The following is an 18,068-nucleotide window of genomic DNA, read 5'->3' as shown; positions in this document are numbered from 1 at the left end:
GTTCTGGCGCAATCCTGAGACGCGTTGCGGCCGTCAGGCGGCGCGCAGTGCGAAGAAGAAATCCAGCACGACCTGTTTCTTGTCGAGATTGAGTGCGTCCGCGTCCCGGATCGCCTTGTTCATCTTTTCCCAGAGTTCGACGATGCCGTGTGCATCTCGAACGCCATTTGCAAGGTTCCGGCGCATGCGGTCATGCAGCCAGATCTGCATGATGTGCTGGAAGCTTTCCCAGTTGTCGGATTGGCCACGCGCGGCAACCAGATCCGCCAGTGCATGAACTGCAGCCAGATCAAGCTGGTGCGGCCGGTCGGCAAGCTGACGAACGCCTTTGGCAATGGCCAGACCATCGCCGGAGAGCAAAGTGATTGCAGAGCGAAGGCTGCCGTCTGCCGTCAATGCCAGTTCGCGAAGGTCATCCGACGAGGCAACCGAACCGCCTGACAGGTCCTGCAGGCCCTGGGCGACTTCCTCTTCGGTCAACGGATCGAGATCGAGCCTCCGGCATCTGGACCGGATGGTCGGCAAAAGACGCCCGGGCGCATGGCTCAAAACCAGAAACAGACACCTTTGCGGCGGTTCTTCCAGGATCTTCAAAAGAGCGTTGGCGGAACTGATGTTCATGTCGTCCGCGGCGTCAACGATGCATATCCGCCACGCCTTTGCGGATGCTGTGGTTCCGAAGAAGGAAACGGTTCTGCGAACCTCGTCCACTGGCAGGTCGGCCTTGAACCGTTTCGACTTGTCGTCCCAGGGGCGCCGAAGATGCAGGACATTCGGATGTCCGCCTGCCTTGAGCTGCCGGGCAACGGGATGGTCCTGCATGACGGCAAGATCCCGCGCTGAGGCGACTTCCGGCCCGAACCTGTCGGGATTGGCGATTACGAAACGTGCAAAGCGAAAGGCGAGCGTCGCCTTGCCGATGCCCTTCGGCCCGCCGAGGATCCAGGCATGGTGAAGCCGTTCGGACCTGTAAGCCTCCAGCAGAGCCTGTTCGGTCTTGGCGTGCCCGATCAGTCGATCGCGTTCGTGCGGCAATGGATATCCCGGAAGGGCGTCGACCTCGGGAATGTCGATCGGTTCATTGGCACGGGCCATCAATGCGCCTCTGCAGGAATGCTGGTTGTGGACTTTGCCTGGGGCAGATCGTTGGAGAAGGTTTTCTGCACGGCCTCCCGGATGGCGGCGGCGACTTCATCAAGACCCTTCGATCCGTCGATGACCGCAAATCGGAAGGATTCGATTTTTGCGAGTTCCAGAAACAGCTCGCGTCTGCGCTGATGAACCTTCAGGTCTTCGTCCTCGAACCGGTCCGGTCCGCCGCTGTTGTCCGTGCGGGACCGTTCGGCCACCCGGCCAAGTCCGATTTCTACCGGTACGTCGATCAGGATTGTCAGGTCAGGATAAACGCCGGCAACCGCAGCCGTTTCCAGCAGCTTCAGATACTCGCGGTCGACACCCGCTTCGCCTTGATAGACCCAGGTCGAATCAGCGTATCGGTCACAAAGAACCCAGTCACCGCGCTCCAGCGCCGGTTTGATCGTTGTATCGACATGGTCAGCCCGTGCAGCGGCAAACAGCATTGCCTCCCCACGCGGCCCGAGATCCTTTGCGCCGCCCGACAGCAGCATTGTCCGGATCTTTTCAGCGCCCGGCGAGCCACCCGGTTCCCGCGTGACAACGACAGACTGGCCCATACCTTCCAGATAGGTTTTCAGGCGGGCGATCTGTGTCGATTTGCCGGCGCCCTCGCCGCCTTCAAAGGTGATGAAATGTCCTGACACCCGTTCCCGGCTCCGCTTGTTCTTGTTGGTCTTTGTCACCGGCTTTAACAGCAAATGCAATCGTTGTGGACCGTTTAGCCGATCCAGCCGAACAGAAGTTCCTGCAGGCCGTCAAGAGCGCGGCCGATCATGGTGCCTTCCGCGACCGTGCCCCCGGTTACAAGGGGAGAACGATAGACGATGCCGTCCTTGCCTATCACGCGGATTTCGCCAACTTTCTCTCCGGCCTGAACGGGCGCGGCAAGCGGGCCGTTGTAGATGACCCGAATCCGGTAGTCCAGTGTGCCGCCAAGCGGTAGCAGCACGTTGACACCCTCTTCGGAAACCAGTGGCACACTTGCGGAAATGCCGCCAAAAACACGGCCGTCGGCAACAACATCGCCTGCTGAAAACAACGTCTGGACGGTGAAATATTCCCAGGCGCCTTCGATGACTTCCTTGAGCGTCTGTAGCCGGTGCTTGTCCGACGACAGACCGGCAACTGCGGCTATTACCCTGCGGCCGTTCCTGTCGACAGACCCAAGGCCGGAGTACCCGGCTTCAGCATCGTTGCCGCCGCCCAGACCGTCGAGGTTCCGGATTTCACCAAGCAAGGGGTTCTTGTTGCGCTGGAATATCTTGTTCCAGGTGAATTCCGGGATTGCGAACATCGGATAAAGATCGGCGTGGCTCTCCAGAATATATTCCGCAAGCCTTGCCTGATCCCGGACCGTCGTCTGGCTCGGCACTTCCGGATATCCGGTCGAGTTCCCGAAACGGCTGTTCTTCATGCCGATGGCGTGTGCAAACTCGGTCATGCGCACCGCAAAGGCTTCTTCTGATCCGTCAAGGCATTCGGCCAGCACGATTGCGGCATCGTTGCCGTTGTGCACCAGCAGACCCTTCAGCAAATCTTCAACCGGAATGTCAGACTTGATGGCGGCGAACATCGTTGCGCCACGTCCTGACGGTGCGCCGCCTGTCCGCCAGGCGTGCTCGCTGACCTTGCAGGTCTGATCGAGCTTCAGGTCACCGTCCTTGAGCGATTTGAAGACGGTCGCTGCTGTCATGACCTTGACGAGAGCTCCAGGAGAGAACGGACGGTCCGGTTCCTTTGCAAACAGGATGGTGCCAGACGCGGGTTCATAGAGAAAAGCCATCGGAGCTTTGGTCACGATGGTTTCGGCCGCCTGCGCGGGTCCTGCAATGGATGCGACGACCAGGAACGAAAAAAGCGCCCCTCGCCTCAACAGACGATGGGACGCTTTTAGAAAGCCGGATACAGAATGTGCGGAGGCCATAAACCCGCTTGCCCTATTTTTCGATACAGGCGCGGCTTCGGGCCTATTAGCCGCCGTTTTCCAGTTTGACCACCAGCTCCCGCATGGAAAGGCCCGTCGCGGAAGCATTTGCGAGAAGCGAATGTGCGTCGGAAATTCGGCGGTTCGCTGCGAAGGAGGAAATCGCACTGCCGTTGACCAGAGCGGCGGAGGTATCCGAAGCCGGGACGCGCAGCACACCGAGCGTTCCTTCCGCAGGTGCCAGGCCGGACGGCGAATAAGCCGATTCGACCGGCTCGAAACGATTGTTCGACGCAACTTCGATGGTCGGCCGGCCGGCTTCGAATGCCAGTGCCGGGTCGAAGGCAACTGTTACTGTGGTCCGCTGAGCCCGGAAAGCTGTCGTGGACGACGCGGTCGTCATGTAAGGACGGCTACTTGGAGCGGGCACTGCACCAAAAGTGACCTGCGGTGCGGCCTGCTGAGGCGCAACCTGCGTTGGTTCAGCTTGAGCCAGCATTGTGCCAGGCATGGTCGCGCCTGGCTCGACAGCACCCGGGCCACGGTAGGAGGCCATCAGGAATGCATCATCCTGGCCGTGCAGCGGTGCGCGGCCGACATATTCAACCTTCACCTTACCGATACCGGCGCTCTTGGTGCCAAGCATGGTTGCTGCGCGTTCTGACAGGTCGATGACGCGGTTGCCATGGAACGGACCGCGGTCATTCACACGTACGATCATCGAGCGGCCGTTTTCCACGTTCGTTACGCGGGCATAAGACGGCAGCGGCATCGTGGTGTGCGCGGCTGTGAGGGAGTTCCGGTCGAAGATTTCGCCATTGGCGGTCTTGCGGCCGTGGAATGTCGGTCCGTACCAGGAAGCGAGACCGGTTCTCTTATAATCCGGATCTTCTTTCGGATAATACCACTTGCCAGCGATCTTGTATTTCTTGCCGACGATATAGCGTCCGCCACCTTTCGGTACGGGCTGACCTTCCGCAACCATGCGCGGGCTGCCTTTGACGCCATATTTTTCCGGGCTGAATTTCGATTTCTGTTGTGGAGCGCTGCTACAGGCTGCGACGGCCGAAACAGCGGCCGCAACGATCAACCCCGTGCGCAACTGGGCGCTGAGTTTGCGGCCCGGACGCGAGTTACCCTCGAGCGTCGCAGCCGGTTCCCCTGAAGACGTTCCTGCCACCTGGTTATTCACCCGGCAAGATTTCCCGCCTGTCCCTTGCATACTGCCGTCCTACTCATTACGCGCTGGCGGCCCCGCAGCTGACGCGATCATTCCGGCGCGTGGTTCGGTCCGCGCCGGTTTTCAAGGCATTGTTCCGATCTTCAGATCAGTCCCCGCGAGATGCACTAGCCCCCGCTATACATCCCGCATATGCCCTTGTTAAAGCGTAGTTTTATTACTTCAAAGTAAACTGTCCGTCGAGGCCGCGCCGTTGCCCAATTTCAACGCTCCACCGCTTTCGAGCGTTTTTTCGCTCATCCCCTAAAGAGTGACGAGTGTAACAGTCTGAAATATATGGAGAAAAGCTGCGTCAATTTGCCGATCCTCTACTGTTGCGCTGAAAACACAGGTGAGAAGAAATCGTCATTCGCTCCACATGTGATCCAGGTCACATTCTGCCCTGTCAATTCCGCCTAGGGTGTCCTCATTGCTGATGACCGCCCTGTCACAGCAACGCTGGACCCCACCTCCAGCTTAGGCCGCCGGTTCAAAACCCTGCCCACGACACCGGACCGGCGGCCCCTGCCCTTTGGCGATGTTCCTGCGCTCGCGCTGCCCGTCCTGCCCCTTCTAAGCAAGCGGCGCCGGAACATCCCAAAGGAGCCTCCTCCCGCCACGCGCATCCACACGATTTCTCGAGCCTGAACCTCATGCAGATGATTCCGGCTTGACTTTCCGATTGAGAAAAAGGAAACGGTTTGAACAGCCGGGCCGCCAAGGCACCGGTTTGGTGAGGTGGCCGAGTGGTTTAAGGCAGCGGTCTTGAAAACCGCCGTGCGTGAGAGCGTACCGTGGGTTCGAATCCCACCCTCACCGCCATTTCCCTCTTTGTCCTTAAATGTTTCCAGCCACTTGAGCGCTTGGTTCCGGGTGTGGATTTTGTCCGCACTCCACCGCAATTTTCCAAAAAATTGAGAATTTAGAAATCGAAAGCGATGCTGACTTTGGCTTAACTCGCAATTTGATGCGGATTTGTCTTTCCCCTATCATCGGAACCTGGAGGAACCGTCGCTCGATGCGGCGGCGGCTACTGGGAGGAGATAGCCGGCATGTCGGTGATGCACGAGCCCTGGCTTGTTGCGCTGTCCCTGGTGATGGCCTTTCAGGGCAGTTTTGTAGGCTTGAACCTTGCTGTGCAGGTGAGAAGCGCAGTGGATCCGCGCCGGCGGCTTTTGCTCGCAGGTGCCGCGCTGACGCTAGCGCTCGCCATCTGGTCCATGCATTTCGTCGGCATGCTGGCAGCGCAAATGCCGGTCGCTGTCGATTTTCTTGTCTTGCCGACGCTGTTGTCGTTTCTCGTTTGTGTTCTTGTTGTCGGCATTGCGGTTTTTGCCGCCAGCAATGCGCGTCTGACGCCGGTTCGGCTCGGCCTTTCCGCATTTGTGATGGGAAGCGGTATCTGCACCATGCATTATCTCGGTATGTATGCTCTGCATGGGTCTTTGCGCATGGACCATGATCCGGCCTACGTCTTTGCCAGTTTTCTGATTGCCTTCAACGCTGCCGGTCTCGCCATGTGGCTGCTTTTTGGCCTTGGCCGCCGCCCTCCTCTTGTCATTTCGGCAGCGGTCCTGGCTCTCGCGATTTCCGCCATGCACTACACGGCCATGGCCGGGTTGACCTACGAAACGCGGCAGCCGCTGTCCGCGGGGCTTGCGCCGGCCTTGAGCCCTGGAATGCTCGCCATTCTTGTTTCCTGTGTTGCGTTTCTGGTGTCGGGTCTGTTCCTTCTGGCTCTCGTTCCCGCACACGAAGATCAGAGCGTTTCCGCACGGGAGATCGAAGCTGAGTTTGAGAACACACTGCACGACACCAGTGAGAAAAAGAACGTTCCGTCAGAGCCGCCTGCAACAACGGCAACAGTTAAATCCGCGTCCGGCTTGCAGGCTGCGGCGCAAGCCGTTCGTCCAGGTCAACCTGTTCCAAAGGGAATGCTGCCGATCGAGCGGGACGGTCAGAAGACCAAGATTGGCGTTCTGGACATTTACGCCATCCACGCGGATGCGCATTACACGCGGATATGTGACGGCAGCAGGGAGTTCTTTTGCCCGCTGTCCATCAGCGAGGCGGAACAGCAACTTGATCCGAGAACCTTCAATCGGGTTCACCGCAGTCACATCGTCAATCTCAGCCGCGTTGTCAGCTACAAGCGCTCGGGCGACGGCGGCGTTCTTATTCTGGCAGGCCAGTCTGCGCAAAGCGTTCCTGTCAGCCGATCTCGCTGGGGGCGGGTGAAAGCGCGTCTGAAGGCGATTGGCCAGAGCCGGCCTCAAAGCCATGCAGGGCATGAACAACCGGCGGCCGCCCAATAAGAAGGGGCCGGGTCCGGCAACTTCTGCGTGTTGCAGTGCATCCTGGGCCTGAAAACACGCCGTTCGTGCAAACCTGCATGATTGAAGTGCCGTTTGGTCGACTTCCGCTCAAATCCGAAAAAGCCGCCATAAGTCTCTGTAATTAAGAGTTTCTTTCCAGGGTTATGCCCGTTTCCGTCCCGGAATGCGTCAATAAAACTGTCGCAATTCGTGCAAGGCAGACCGCCGTCCGTGTGGTCGAGCGGGCCGTTTGTGCAAGCAGCCTTGAGTGTGCGCCGCACTCTTCCGCACCCTTTGCCTACGTGAACTGTCCTGCCGCTTCTTGCGTCCGGACACGACGTTGCCGGTGGAAGGCGAAACCATTTGCTTTTCAAGAGGACCGGCATCCGGCCCCTGGGCGGCCGGCAGAGGGAGGAGAAAGACGTGATACCTGGTGCATTCACCTATCACCGGCCATCGTCCGTTGCAGAAGCGGTTGCGATCCTGGTCAGCCATGGCGACGAAGCGCGGCCCCTGTCAGGCGGACACAGCCTGATCCCCATGATGAAGCTGCGAATGGCAGCGCCGGAACACCTGGTCGATCTTGGCGGCATTGCCGATCTCAAGGGCATCACGGATGACGGCGATACGATCACCATTCGCGCCATGACCACGCAGCACGAACTGATCGCCTCGGACCTGCTTGCGCAGAAGCTGCCGATCATTCGTGAAACGTCGCTTCTCATTGCCGATCCTCAAATCAGATATGTCGGTACGCTTGGCGGCAATGTCGCCAATGGCGATCCGGGCAACGACATGCCGGCGCTGATGCAGTGTCTGGATGCGGCCTACGTGCTGACCGGTCCTGAAGGTGACCGCGAGGTCCCCGCGCGGGACTTCTATGAAGCTGCCTATTTCACCACCCTTGCACCGGACGAGATCCTGACAGCCGTCAGAATTCCTGTTCCGCCTGCAGGCCATGGCTATGCCTACGAAAAGCTGAAGCGCAAGGTCGGCGATTATGCGACGGCCGCCGCCGCCGTGGTGCTGACCCTGGACGGTGGCACCGTCTCTTTCTGTTCCATCGCGCTCACCAATGTCGCCGATACGCCGCTTTATGCGCAGGAGGCCGGTGAGATCCTGACCGGCTCGACGCTGGATGCGGAGACTGTTGCCCGTGCAGTTGCAGCTGCTGAGGAAATCACCGAGCCTGCCTCGGACGGGCGTGGACCGGCGGAATACCGCACCAAGATGGCTGGCGTGATGTTGCAGAGAGCTCTCGCACGAGCTGCAACGCGCGCCGCAAGCTGAACCGGGACCGAGGGAGACACACATGAGCGATATCGAACAGATCCCGGTCACCATGACCGTCAACGGCAAGAAGGTGCAGCGTTTTGTGGAAGCGCGCACGCTTCTGATCCATTTCCTGCGCGAGGACCTCAACCTCACAGGGCCGCATATCGGCTGCGAGACGTCCCATTGCGGTGCCTGCACAGTGGAACTGAACGGCATGTCCGTGAAGTCCTGCACCATGTTTGCAGTCCAGGCAGACGGCGCGGAACTGACCACCATCGAAGGCATGGCCAATGCGGATGGTACTCTGTCTGCGCTGCAGGAAGGCTTCCGGCAGATGCACGGGCTGCAATGCGGCTTCTGCACCCCGGGCATGATCCTGCGCGCGCACACGCTGCTGAAGGAAAACCCGAACCCGACGGAAGAGGAAATCCGGATGGGGATCTCGGGAAATCTCTGCCGGTGCACCGGATACCAGAACATCGTCAAGGCGATCCAGTACGCCGCTGCAAAGCTGAATGGTACTGAATTTCAGGAGGCTGCAGAATGAACGACATGACCCCGACACGGGAACAGCGTGAAGCCGCCCTGGAAGGCATGGGCTGCAAGCGCAAGCGCGTGGAAGACATTCGCTTCACACAGGGCAAGGGCCAGTATGTCGACGATCTGAAACTGCCCGGCATGGTGTTCGGCGATTTCGTCCGCTCTCCCTATGCCCACGCGAAGATCACCAGGATCGACGCCTCCGAGGCCCTGAAACTGCCGGGCGTGATTGCCGTTCTGACGGCCGAAGACCTGAAAGGCGTCAACCTCGCATGGATGCCAACCCTGGCCGGTGACGTGCAGATGGTGCTGGCGGACGGCAAGGTGCTTTACCAGAACCAGGAAGTTGCCTTTGTGGTGGCCGAAAACCGCTACATTGCCGACGATGCCATCCAGCTTGTGGAAGTCGAATATGAGGAACTTCCCGTCCTGACCGATCCCTTCAAGTCGATGGATGCGGATGCTCCGGTTCTGCGGCCTGATCTAGACGGCAAGATGGAAGGCGCACACGGTCCGCGCAAACACCACAACCACATCTTCACGTGGGAGGTGGGCGACCGGGAGGAAACCGACAAAGCCTTTTCGGAGGCCGATGTCACCATCAAGGAGCTGATCTCCTATCACCGGACGCACCCCTCGCCCCTCGAGACGTGCCAGTGCGTTGCATCGATGGACAAGATCAAGGGGGAGCTGACCGTCTGGGGAACGTTCCAGGCACCCCATGTCATCCGGACGGTGGCCTCACTGCTCTCGACTATTCCGGAGCAGAAGATCCATGTGATCGCGCCGGATATCGGCGGTGGCTTCGGCAACAAGGTCGGTGCTTATCCGGGGTACATCTGCGCCATCGTTGCGTCCATCGTCACCGGCGTGCCGGTGAAATGGGTCGAGGACAGGATGGAGAACCTTTCGACCACGTCCTTCGCTCGCGACTATCACATGACGGCGGAAATCGCCGCCAAGAATGACGGTACCGTCACCGGTCTCAAGGTGCATGTTCTGGCTGACCATGGCGGCTTCGATGCCTGTGCCGACCCATCTAAATGGCCGGCCGGTTTCTTCAATATCGTGACCGGGTCATATGATTTCCCGGCCGCGCATCTGGAAGTCGACGGGGTCTATACCAACAAGGCACCCGGTGGGGTGGCGTACCGTTGCTCGTTTCGAGTGACGGAGGCGGCCTATTGCATCGAGCGGGCCATGGATATTCTGGCCCAGAAGCTCGACATGGATCCGGCGGACTTGCGGATGAAGAACTTCGTCAAGGCGGAGCAGTTTCCCTATCATTCGGCCCTAGGCTGGGAATATGACAGCGGCGACTATCATACCGCCATGCAGAAGGCGATGGACACGATCGGCTATCGCGAGCTGCGCGCGGAACAAAAGGCCAAACAGGAAGCCTTCAAACGCGGCGAAACCCGCGAGATCATGGGCATTGGCGTGTCGTTCTTTACTGAGATCGTCGGCGCCGGTCCGTCCAAGAATTGCGATATCCTCGGTGTCGCAATGTTCGATAGCGCGGAAATCCGCGTGCACCCGACCGGCTCGGTGATTTCCCGCATGGGGACCAAGTCGCAAGGCCAGGGGCATGAGACCACCTGGGCGCAGATCATCGCGACGGAAATCGGCATTCCCGCCGCCGACATCATGGTGGAGGAAGGCAACACGGATACCGCGCCTTACGGTCTCGGGACCTATGGCTCGCGCTCTACGCCTGTGGCGGGGGCCGCGATTGCCCTTGCGTCTCGCAAGATCCGCAACAAGGCGCAGATGATCGCGGCCCACATGCTGGAAGTTTCCGAATACGATCTGGAATGGGACGTGGACGGCTTCCAGGTGAAAGGCAATCCGCAGGCACGCAAATCCATGAAGGAGATCGCCTGGGCTGCCTATCACGCCCCGCCTCCGGGCATGGAGCCGGGTCTTGAAGCGGTCAGTTATTACGACCCGCCCAACATGACCTATCCATTCGGCGCCTACCTCTGTGTGATGGATATCGATGTCGATACCGGTGTTGCCAAGACACGTCGCTTCTATGCGCTGGATGACTGTGGAACCCGGATCAATCCGATGATCATCGAGGGTCAGGTCCACGGCGGCCTGACAGAGGCCTTTGCCATCGCAATGGGTCAGGAGATCCGCTACGACGAAATGGGCAACGTGCTCGGTGCGTCCTTCATGGACTTCTTCCTGCCGACGGCGGTCGAAACACCCCATTGGGAAACGGATTTCACCGTCACCCCCAGCCCGCATCATCCGATCGGAGCAAAGGGCGTTGGCGAAAGCCCGAATGTCGGTGGTGTGCCGGCCTTCTCCAACGCGGTAAACGATGCCTTCAAGTTCCTAGGGTCTACCCATATCCAGATGCCGCATGACGCCTGGCGGATCTGGCAGGCAGCCAAGGAACTGGGCGCGCACGGGTAAAGCGCTCGTCACCGCAGGCCGGTTCTTCCGGGAAACGGACTGCGGTGACGTTCCGGTCGTCCTCTCGTGACCTGATCCAGGATCAGCGCCTGAAAGACGATGGACGCGACCTTCTCACCGAACGGACCAGCATGACCCAGACCAAGGATCAGATAGCGCTTCAGCTCGCGGACGCCGGTTATATCGCGGACGAAGGTCTTGCGACGGCACTTCTCTTGACCGGAATGCTCGGGCGGCCGCTGCTTCTGGAAGGCGAAGCCGGTGTCGGCAAGACGGAAGTGGCAAAGGCTCTGGCGCGGCTGGAGAACACGGATCTCATTCGCCTGCAATGCTATGAAGGCCTCGACCGGTCCGATGCCATCTACGAGTGGAACTACCAGCGACAGCTTCTGGCCATCAAGGCGCGGGAGGGATCGGGCGACAGCGCCGATGCGGTGGAAGAAGCCGTCTTCTCTGAAAAGTATCTGCTGGAGCGCCCGCTATTGGCAGCCATCCGCCGGGAGGAACCGCCTGTCTTGCTGATCGATGAAATCGACCGGGCGGATGAGGAATTCGAGGCATTCCTGCTTGAAATCCTGTCTGACTTCCAGGTTTCGATCCCGGAACTCGGCACGGTTCAGGCAACATCGATCCCGCGCGTGGTTCTGACCTCGAACGGAACGCGTGAACTCTCCGACGCGCTGCGTCGCCGCTGTCTCTATCATTTTGTCGATTATCCTTCGCCCGACCGTGAAACACGCATATTGCAGTCACGTGTCCCCGGCCTGGATGCTGCTCTCGCCCAACAGATCGCCGACCTTATGGGCAAACTGCGCAAGGAAGACCTCGTGAAGGTTCCCGGCGTGGCCGAAACCATTGATTGGGCGGCGGCTCTTTTGGGCCTTGGAGCCAAAAACCTGCAAGACAGCCGGGAACTTGTCTTCGAGACGCTTTCCTGTGTTCTGAAAACCCGCGAGGACACTGCCCGCGTCAGCCGCGAAGTCACCGACAGGCTTCTGGGAAAGGTGGCCTGAGTGATGTCCGGCCTTAGCCTTGAAACCAGTGCTGACATCGGTCCGGTTCTGAGGCTGCGGCTTGCCGGGTTCGTCCGCTCCCTGCGCGACAGTGGCTTCAAGGTCGGATTGGCCGAGACCCGGGACGCAAGCCGGTTGCTGAGTTCTCGGATGATACAACGCCCCGGCAGCTTGAGGGCTGCCTTTCGCAGTCTGTTTTGCGGACGTTTGTCCGACTGGCAGCGTTTCGACGATATCTTCGACGCCTATTGGACTGGCAAGGGTGTCAAGTCGGGCGTGAAGGTCACCGGGACGAGTACGCGCAAGGGCATGAAGACAATTCGCGAGATGATCGACGCCAGCGGAAACCGTCAGGAAACAATTGCCGGTGATGTTGAGCGTCTCCCGGGTGAAGAGGATGAGGCGAGCGAGGACACTCCTTCCGGACGCCGGGAAGGTGCGAGCATTGCCGAAAACCTCGGCCAGCTGGATTTTCGACATCTCAGCGATCCGGAGGCGGTGAAACAGGCACATGAGCTTGCCGAACGGCTCGCACGGGCAATGCGCATAAGACTGACCCGCAGAGATCGTCAGAAACGAAAAGGCCGGAAGCTGGATCTGCGCAGAACCATCCGGCGGTCCATTGCCCAAGGCGGGACACCTATCGAACTTGTGCGCAAAGGCCCCCGCGAGAAACAGTTGCGGCTGGTGATCCTGCTCGATGCGTCCGGGTCGATGAACAACTACACGGGTGTCTTCACTCGGTTCGTGCACGGTTTGCTCGATAGCTTCCGCGAAGCTGAAGCGTTTCTTTTTCATACCCGTCTTGTCCATGTCTCCTCAGCGCTCTCGGAGCGGGACGCTGGCCGTGCGCTCGATCGCATGGGGCTGATGGCGCAAGGGATCGGCGGCGGCACGAAGATCGGTGCGGCGCTGGCCGACTTCAACAAATGGCACGCTGCCCGGGTCGTCCACTCTCGCACCTGCGTCCTGATCCTGTCGGATGGCTATGACACGGGCACGCCGGAAGCACTTGGGGACGAGATGGCACGGTTGCGAAGGCGCTGCAGGCGCATTGTCTGGCTCAATCCGCTGCTCGGCTGGCAGGGGTATGAACCGACAGCCGGAGGCATGGCCGCCGCCCTGCCCCATGTCGATTTCTTCGCGCCAGCTCATAACCTGGCCAGCCTTGAAGCCCTAGAGCCTTATCTGGCGAGACTTTGAACGATGGGAGATGTTGAGATGAAGCATTCCGTTCCCGTGTCCGGCAAAGAGGCCTCGCCAGAGGTCGTGCAGGACCTGCCGCGTCTGATGAACCGATTGCAGGGTGACAACGAACCTTTCGTTCTGGCAACCGTTGTACGCACCATATCGGTGACCGCAGCCAAGGCCGGCGCCAAGGCGGTGATCGACAGGAATGGTGACATTGTCGGCGGCTGGATCGGCGGTGGCTGCGCAAGATCGGCTGTCATCAAGGCGGCAAAGTCCGCTTTTGAAGATGGACAGACACGATTGATCTCCCTTCAACCGGCGGACCTGCTGGCGGAGATCGGCGTAGAAGCCGGTGAGGAGCGCGAAGGCATTCAATTTGCCAAGAACATGTGCCCGAGCCAGGGGACCATGGATATCTTCATAGAACCGGTTCTGCCGCGGCCCACGCTTGTCATCTACGGCGCCAGTCCGGTTGCCGTTGCTCTTGCGAGCCAGGCGCCTTCCATCGGGTTTGACCTGACCTTCTGCGCGCCTGCCGAAGACCTGTCCGTCTTTTCAGGCACCGGGAAAAGAGCAGAAGGATTTGACAGTCCCATTCGCAGCAACGGGCAGATCTACTCCATCATTTCGACCCAGGGACGCAGCGATCTGGCGGCCCTGAAGGCAGCTCTTCTGACGGATGCGCGCCACATTGGGTTTGTCGGGAGCCGCCGGAAGATTGCAGCCCTGAAGGCGAAATTGCGCGACGAAGGCGTAGCGGATCAGACCCTCGACCGGATCAAGGGACCCGCAGGCCTCGATCTGGGAGCCATTGCGCCGGAAGAAATTGCACTCTCCATTCTGGCAGAACTCTTGATGATCCGCCGCAGCGGCCATCGCCAGAGCAACATCCATAACGTTTGATCCACCAGGGAAACAGCCACATGCAAATGAACGACAGCCAGCGGATCGGAGCCCCCAAGCAAAAGGTCTGGGAGGCGTTGAATGATCCGGAGGTTCTGAAGGCCTCGATTCCAGGATGCGAGGAGCTGATCAAGCATTCGGACACCGATCTGGAGGCCAAGGTTCGCCTGAAGGTGGGGCCCGTAAAAGCAACGTTCGGCGGCAAGGTGACCCTCAACGATCTTGACCCGCCGAATGGCTATACCATCGAAGGCGAAGGTTCCGGCGGCGTTGCCGGCTTTGCCAGAGGGGCTGCCAAGGTTCGTCTGGAAGAAGACGGTCCTGACGCGACGATCCTTCACTACGACGTTGATGCCAAGGTTGGGGGCAAGCTGGCGCAGCTTGGTTCCAGGCTGATTGACTCAACCGCCAAACGTCTTGCCGGCGAGTTTTTTACCGCCTTTGGCGAACAGGTTGCCCCGGGAGCACCCTCAACAACGAACGAAGCGGAAGCCCCTACCGCGCCAGAAGACGCTTCTCCTTCCGGCGGCGAAGAGAAGAAGGGATGGATCAAAGGTCTTTTCGCCGGCAAGAAAAAGCAGGACGTGGCTGGAGACGAGGGGAAGGTCGACGAACCTGCGGCTTAAATCCCAACAGCAGGAGCCGCAAGGGTGGCTCTTGCAGATATTCAAACCGGAGGAATTGTTATGGCACATACCGAAGTTCAAACGTTGGGGGGCGTAAGCGAGGTGGTGCGCGATCCATCGCTTCTTCTGGCTCTCGTTACCGGTTCGACCTTGACCGGATTTTTGCTGGTGGCGCACGCCTGTTGTCTGGGCATCACCGCACAGCATTTCCTGCCGTTGGTTCAGATCTGTTCTTTCGACGGCTGAGACTGTTTTTCGATAGACCTGCAAAGCCTGCTTAAGGTCTGGGCATGGTGCATTCTTCACCATGCTGCCCATATTCTGCTCAGAATACCATTTGTTGTTGATTGGTTTCGACGAACTCAATCCAACTGCTTTTTGTTAAAACATTGAAACAATGGACGAAATTTCCCTCCTCATCTTTCTGGCATTCCCCTTGCTTTGTTAGCGACGTGCAGCGCGCCTAGGGATCCGGTCGCAAGACGACGCAGGACCGAGAGGTGCAAGCCGGTTGAGTGGCACATGCCGACATAGACCGGTGACACGGCGGGACAAAAACCCGGGAGACAACTGCACGAGGTTTCGCGCGCGCGAACCTTCTCCCGGCCGTGCGCAAAAACCTCATGACGTAAGCCCGGTTCTGATGACCGGGCCCAAGACAGGAGACGCGCACAGATGTTGAAATCGATTGCCAAAGCTTCCCTCCTCGCCGCAGCGCTGACGCTGCCTCTTTCCCTCACTTCGGCCAGGGCCGAGGAAAAGACGGATTTCAAGGTCTGCTGGTCCATCTATGTCGGCTGGATGCCCTGGGGCTATCTGCAGGACAGCGGCCTCATGAAGAAATGGGCCGACAAATACGACATCTCTGTCGAGATCGTTCAGATCAACGACTATGTGGAGTCGATCAATCAATACACCGCGGGGGAATATGACGGCTGCTCCATGACCAATATGGATGCCCTTTCGATCCCGGCTGGCGGCGGTGTCGACACGACTGCGCTTATCGTCGGCGATTACTCCAACGGCAACGACGGCATCATCCTGAAGGACAAGACCGAACTTGCCGATATCAAGGGACAAAGCGTCAACCTGGTGGAGCTTTCCGTCTCTCACTACCTGCTCGCACGGGCGCTCGACACGGTGGGGCTTAGTGAACAGGATCTGACGGTCGTCAATACATCCGACGCAGACATGATCGCCGCCTATCAGACGCCGGATGTCACGGCGGTGGTCACCTGGAACCCGCTCCTGTCTGAAATCGAAGCGGAAGCAAATGCTACCAAGGTGTTCGACAGCTCCGGCATTCCTGGCGAAATCATCGATATCATGATGGTCAATACCGAGACGCTTGCGGACAATCCCGCCTTCGGTAAGGCCCTTGTCGGAGCGTGGTACGAGCTGATGGCGATCATGTCGTCCGATAGCGACGAGGGCGTCGCGGCACGCACCGCCATGGCCGAAGCCTCCGGCACGGACCTTGCCGGATACGACGCGCAGCTCGCGACCACCAAGATGTTCTACACGCCCGCAGAAGCGGTCGAGTTCACCAAGTCCGCAGAACTTCCCAAGACGATGAAGTTCGTCGCCGAATTTCTGTTCGACAAGGGTATTCTGGGTGAAGGTGCGCCGAGCCCGGAATTTGTCGGTGTCTCGTTCCCGGATGGCTCGATCTATGGCGACACTGGCAATGTGAAACTGAAATTCGACCCGAGTTTCATGGCAATGGCCGCAGAAGGCACGCTCTAAGCATCCGCTGCTGACCCGGCGGTTTCGGTACCGTTGTGCCGGAACCGCCGCCAGAGACCGATCGGACCGTTTCATGCGCATCATCAACCGGAAACCCTCCCGGGTCACCGCCCTGGCGCTTGGGCTCCTGCCCTTCGTGCTGACAGTGGTCACCTACGCGGTTGCCAGTCATTATCGCCGGCTCGACAACCCGGCCGACAAGCTGTTGCCGTCCCTGTCCAGCATGGCGGAAGCTTTCTGGCGCATGGCGACGGTGCCGGATCGGCGGTCAGGCGATCTGCTGCTTTGGCTGGACAGTTTCGACAGTCTCTGGCGACTGGGGACGGGCATGGCGGTTTCCACGCTGCTGGCGCTTTCTTTTGGTATCGCCATCGGCTTCATTCCGCATGTGCGCAGCGCACTGGCGCCATATCTGGCAACCTTCTCGCTGATCCCGCCGATCACCATTCTGCCGATCCTGTTCATCACCTTCGGTCTTGGCGAACTCGCCAAGATTGCCCTGATCGTCATCGGGACAGCACCTGTGATGATCCGTTCAACGGCCCAGGCCGTTCTGGACATTCCGCGGGAGATGATCATCAAGGCCGAAACGCTTGGGGCCAGCGTCTGGCAAATGGTGACGCGGTTAGTATTGCCGCAGGTTCTGCCTCACCTGATCACCAGCCTGCGGCTCTCTCTCGTGCCTGCCTGGATCTTTCTGATTTCTGCGGAGGCCATCGCGTCCACGTCCGGGCTCGGGTACCGGATTTTTCTGGTGCGCCGCTATCTCGCGATGGATGTAATCCTGCCTTACGTTGTCTGGATCACGCTGCTGGCGTTCCTGCTCGACAGAGCCTTGCTCCTCCTGTCTCGCCGCGCCTTCCGATGGCACCATCTGGGAGGGGACGCGCTATGAGCACTGCGCCCAAACTCTCGGTCCAGGGACTTGCCAAATTCTACGACAGAATACCCGTTCTGGAACGGGTCAACCTGGACGTCCAAACCGGGTCTTTTTGCACCATCGTTGGAGCATCCGGCTGCGGCAAATCAACATTCCTGCGTATGCTGCTTTCCCAGGAACATGCAAGCCGGGGCCAGATCCTGCTGGACGGAAAGCCCTTGCCGCCGGAACCGACACCGGACCGTGGGATCGTCTTTCAGAAGTACTCGGTGTTTTCGCATCTGACCGTGGCTGAAAACCTCATCCTCGCCCAGGAGTTTGAAGCCTCACGCTGGTCGGGACGCCTCTTTGGCTCTGCTCGCAAGGCGGCCTTTCAGTCGATCGACGACCTGTTTGACAGGATCGGTTTGCAGCCGGCAGCAAACAAGTACCCGGCCCAACTCTCCGGCGGTATGCAGCAACGTCTGGCGATCGCTCAAGCCCTGGTCAAGAAGCCAAGTATCCTGCTGCTCGACGAACCTTTCGGCGCGCTTGACCCCGGTATCCGCGTTGACATGCATGAACTGCTTCTGGGGCTCTGGAAAGAGCTGTCCATGACGGTGTTCATGGTGACGCACGATATCCATGAAGCCTTCAAACTGGGCACGCGGTTGCTGGTGTTCGACAAGATCCGTCACGATCCGCAAGCACCGCACGCCTACGGCGCGACCATCACCTACGACCTGCCGCTCAAATCGCCAACCGGAGGCACCCTGCGGTCGCCGGAAGCCATCGCCGGGGCCATCGGCGCGTCCCAGGCAACCAAACCCCCGCCTTTCTCCCAAAACAGCAAGGCTCATGACACCCAGGCCAGTGACAACCACGAATGAGGATTA

At 59.3% G+C, this 18,068-nt stretch carries 16 protein-coding genes, 1 tRNA gene and 1 riboswitch; of the genes, 13 read left to right on the top strand and 4 right to left on the bottom strand.

The window, feature by feature from the left end; genetic code table 11:
- Positions 1-33: 33 nt before the first annotated feature.
- The 4 genes from SIAM614_RS10890 to SIAM614_RS10875 form a co-directional block, all read right to left on the bottom strand.
- Complete coding sequence (locus tag SIAM614_RS10890) at positions 34-1,095, bottom strand: DNA polymerase III subunit delta' (RefSeq protein WP_006934469.1); 1,062 nt, start codon at positions 1,093-1,095, stop codon at positions 34-36.
- Complete coding sequence (gene tmk, locus SIAM614_RS10885; protein WP_040439954.1) at positions 1,095-1,781, bottom strand: dTMP kinase; 687 nt, start codon at positions 1,779-1,781, stop codon at positions 1,095-1,097. Before tmk ends, SIAM614_RS10890 begins: the two co-directional genes overlap by 1 nt.
- Positions 1,782-1,855: 74 nt before the next feature.
- Positions 1,856-2,935 (bottom strand): D-alanyl-D-alanine carboxypeptidase family protein, encoded by a 1,080-nt coding sequence (locus SIAM614_RS10880; RefSeq protein WP_208983956.1) that lies wholly within the window; start codon positions 2,933-2,935, stop codon positions 1,856-1,858.
- Between the two features lie 172 nt (positions 2,936-3,107).
- On the bottom strand, positions 3,108-4,253 hold the full coding sequence (locus tag SIAM614_RS10875; RefSeq protein ID WP_229597961.1) for a septal ring lytic transglycosylase RlpA family protein: 1,146 nt from the start codon (positions 4,251-4,253) through the stop codon (positions 3,108-3,110).
- Between the two features lie 759 nt (positions 4,254-5,012).
- Here SIAM614_RS10875 and SIAM614_RS10870 point away from each other — a divergent pair.
- From SIAM614_RS10870 to SIAM614_RS10810, 13 genes are all read left to right on the top strand, one after another.
- Positions 5,013-5,102: transfer RNA gene (locus SIAM614_RS10870), tRNA-Ser, on the top strand.
- Positions 5,103-5,332: 230 nt separating this feature from the next.
- Positions 5,333-6,595, top strand: coding sequence for an MHYT domain-containing protein (locus SIAM614_RS10865; protein WP_006934457.1), 1,263 nt, complete (start codon positions 5,333-5,335; stop codon positions 6,593-6,595).
- A 423-nt stretch (positions 6,596-7,018) separates the two neighbouring features.
- The gene (locus SIAM614_RS10860) at positions 7,019-7,885 is read left to right on the top strand and encodes an FAD binding domain-containing protein (protein ID WP_040439952.1); all 867 of its coding nucleotides are present in this window, start codon (positions 7,019-7,021) and stop codon (positions 7,883-7,885) included.
- A 22-nt stretch (positions 7,886-7,907) separates the two neighbouring features.
- On the top strand, positions 7,908-8,417 hold the full coding sequence (locus tag SIAM614_RS10855; protein WP_006934455.1) for a (2Fe-2S)-binding protein: 510 nt from the start codon (positions 7,908-7,910) through the stop codon (positions 8,415-8,417).
- Positions 8,414-10,834 (top strand): aerobic carbon-monoxide dehydrogenase large subunit, encoded by a 2,421-nt coding sequence (locus SIAM614_RS10850; protein ID WP_006934453.1) that lies wholly within the window; start codon positions 8,414-8,416, stop codon positions 10,832-10,834. Before SIAM614_RS10855 ends, SIAM614_RS10850 begins: the two co-directional genes overlap by 4 nt.
- A 131-nt stretch (positions 10,835-10,965) precedes the next feature.
- A complete protein-coding gene (locus SIAM614_RS10845) occupies positions 10,966-11,847 on the top strand; it encodes an AAA family ATPase (protein ID WP_040439949.1) in 882 nt (293 codons plus the stop codon).
- A gap of 3 nt (positions 11,848-11,850) precedes the next feature.
- A complete protein-coding gene (locus SIAM614_RS10840) occupies positions 11,851-13,050 on the top strand; it encodes a vWA domain-containing protein (RefSeq protein WP_006934449.1) in 1,200 nt (399 codons plus the stop codon).
- A gap of 18 nt (positions 13,051-13,068) precedes the next feature.
- Positions 13,069-13,941: an XdhC family protein gene (locus SIAM614_RS10835; RefSeq protein WP_157139796.1), complete on the top strand. Its 873-nt coding sequence runs from the start codon at positions 13,069-13,071 to the stop codon at positions 13,939-13,941.
- A 20-nt stretch (positions 13,942-13,961) separates the two neighbouring features.
- Positions 13,962-14,567 carry an SRPBCC family protein gene (locus SIAM614_RS10830; protein WP_157139795.1) on the top strand — a complete coding sequence of 202 codons (606 nt, stop codon included), beginning with the start codon at positions 13,962-13,964 and terminating at the stop codon, positions 14,565-14,567.
- Positions 14,568-14,591: 24 nt separating this feature from the next.
- Positions 14,592-14,813 carry a hypothetical protein gene (locus SIAM614_RS10825; RefSeq protein WP_157139794.1) on the top strand — a complete coding sequence of 74 codons (222 nt, stop codon included), beginning with the start codon at positions 14,592-14,594 and terminating at the stop codon, positions 14,811-14,813.
- A 206-nt stretch (positions 14,814-15,019) separates the two neighbouring features.
- Positions 15,020-15,135, top strand: a riboswitch (guanidine-I (ykkC/yxkD leader).
- 107 nt (positions 15,136-15,242) lie between these two features.
- Positions 15,243-16,313 carry a putative urea ABC transporter substrate-binding protein gene (locus SIAM614_RS10820; RefSeq protein ID WP_006934436.1) on the top strand — a complete coding sequence of 357 codons (1,071 nt, stop codon included), beginning with the start codon at positions 15,243-15,245 and terminating at the stop codon, positions 16,311-16,313.
- Positions 16,314-16,386: 73 nt separating this feature from the next.
- Positions 16,387-17,208, top strand: a complete 822-nt coding sequence (locus SIAM614_RS10815; RefSeq protein ID WP_006934435.1) for an ABC transporter permease — start codon at positions 16,387-16,389, stop codon at positions 17,206-17,208.
- On the top strand, positions 17,205-18,062 hold the full coding sequence (locus tag SIAM614_RS10810; protein ID WP_006934432.1) for an ATP-binding cassette domain-containing protein: 858 nt from the start codon (positions 17,205-17,207) through the stop codon (positions 18,060-18,062). Before SIAM614_RS10815 ends, SIAM614_RS10810 begins: the two co-directional genes overlap by 4 nt.
- Positions 18,063-18,068 lie beyond the last annotated feature (6 nt).

Origin of the sequence: Roseibium aggregatum IAM 12614, from assembly GCF_000168975.1 — a bacterium.
Taxonomy (GTDB): Bacteria; Pseudomonadota; Alphaproteobacteria; order Rhizobiales; family Stappiaceae; genus Roseibium; species Roseibium aggregatum.
The sequence above is the reverse complement of the archived record's forward strand: the minus strand, read 5'-3'. Positions and strand labels throughout refer to the sequence as shown.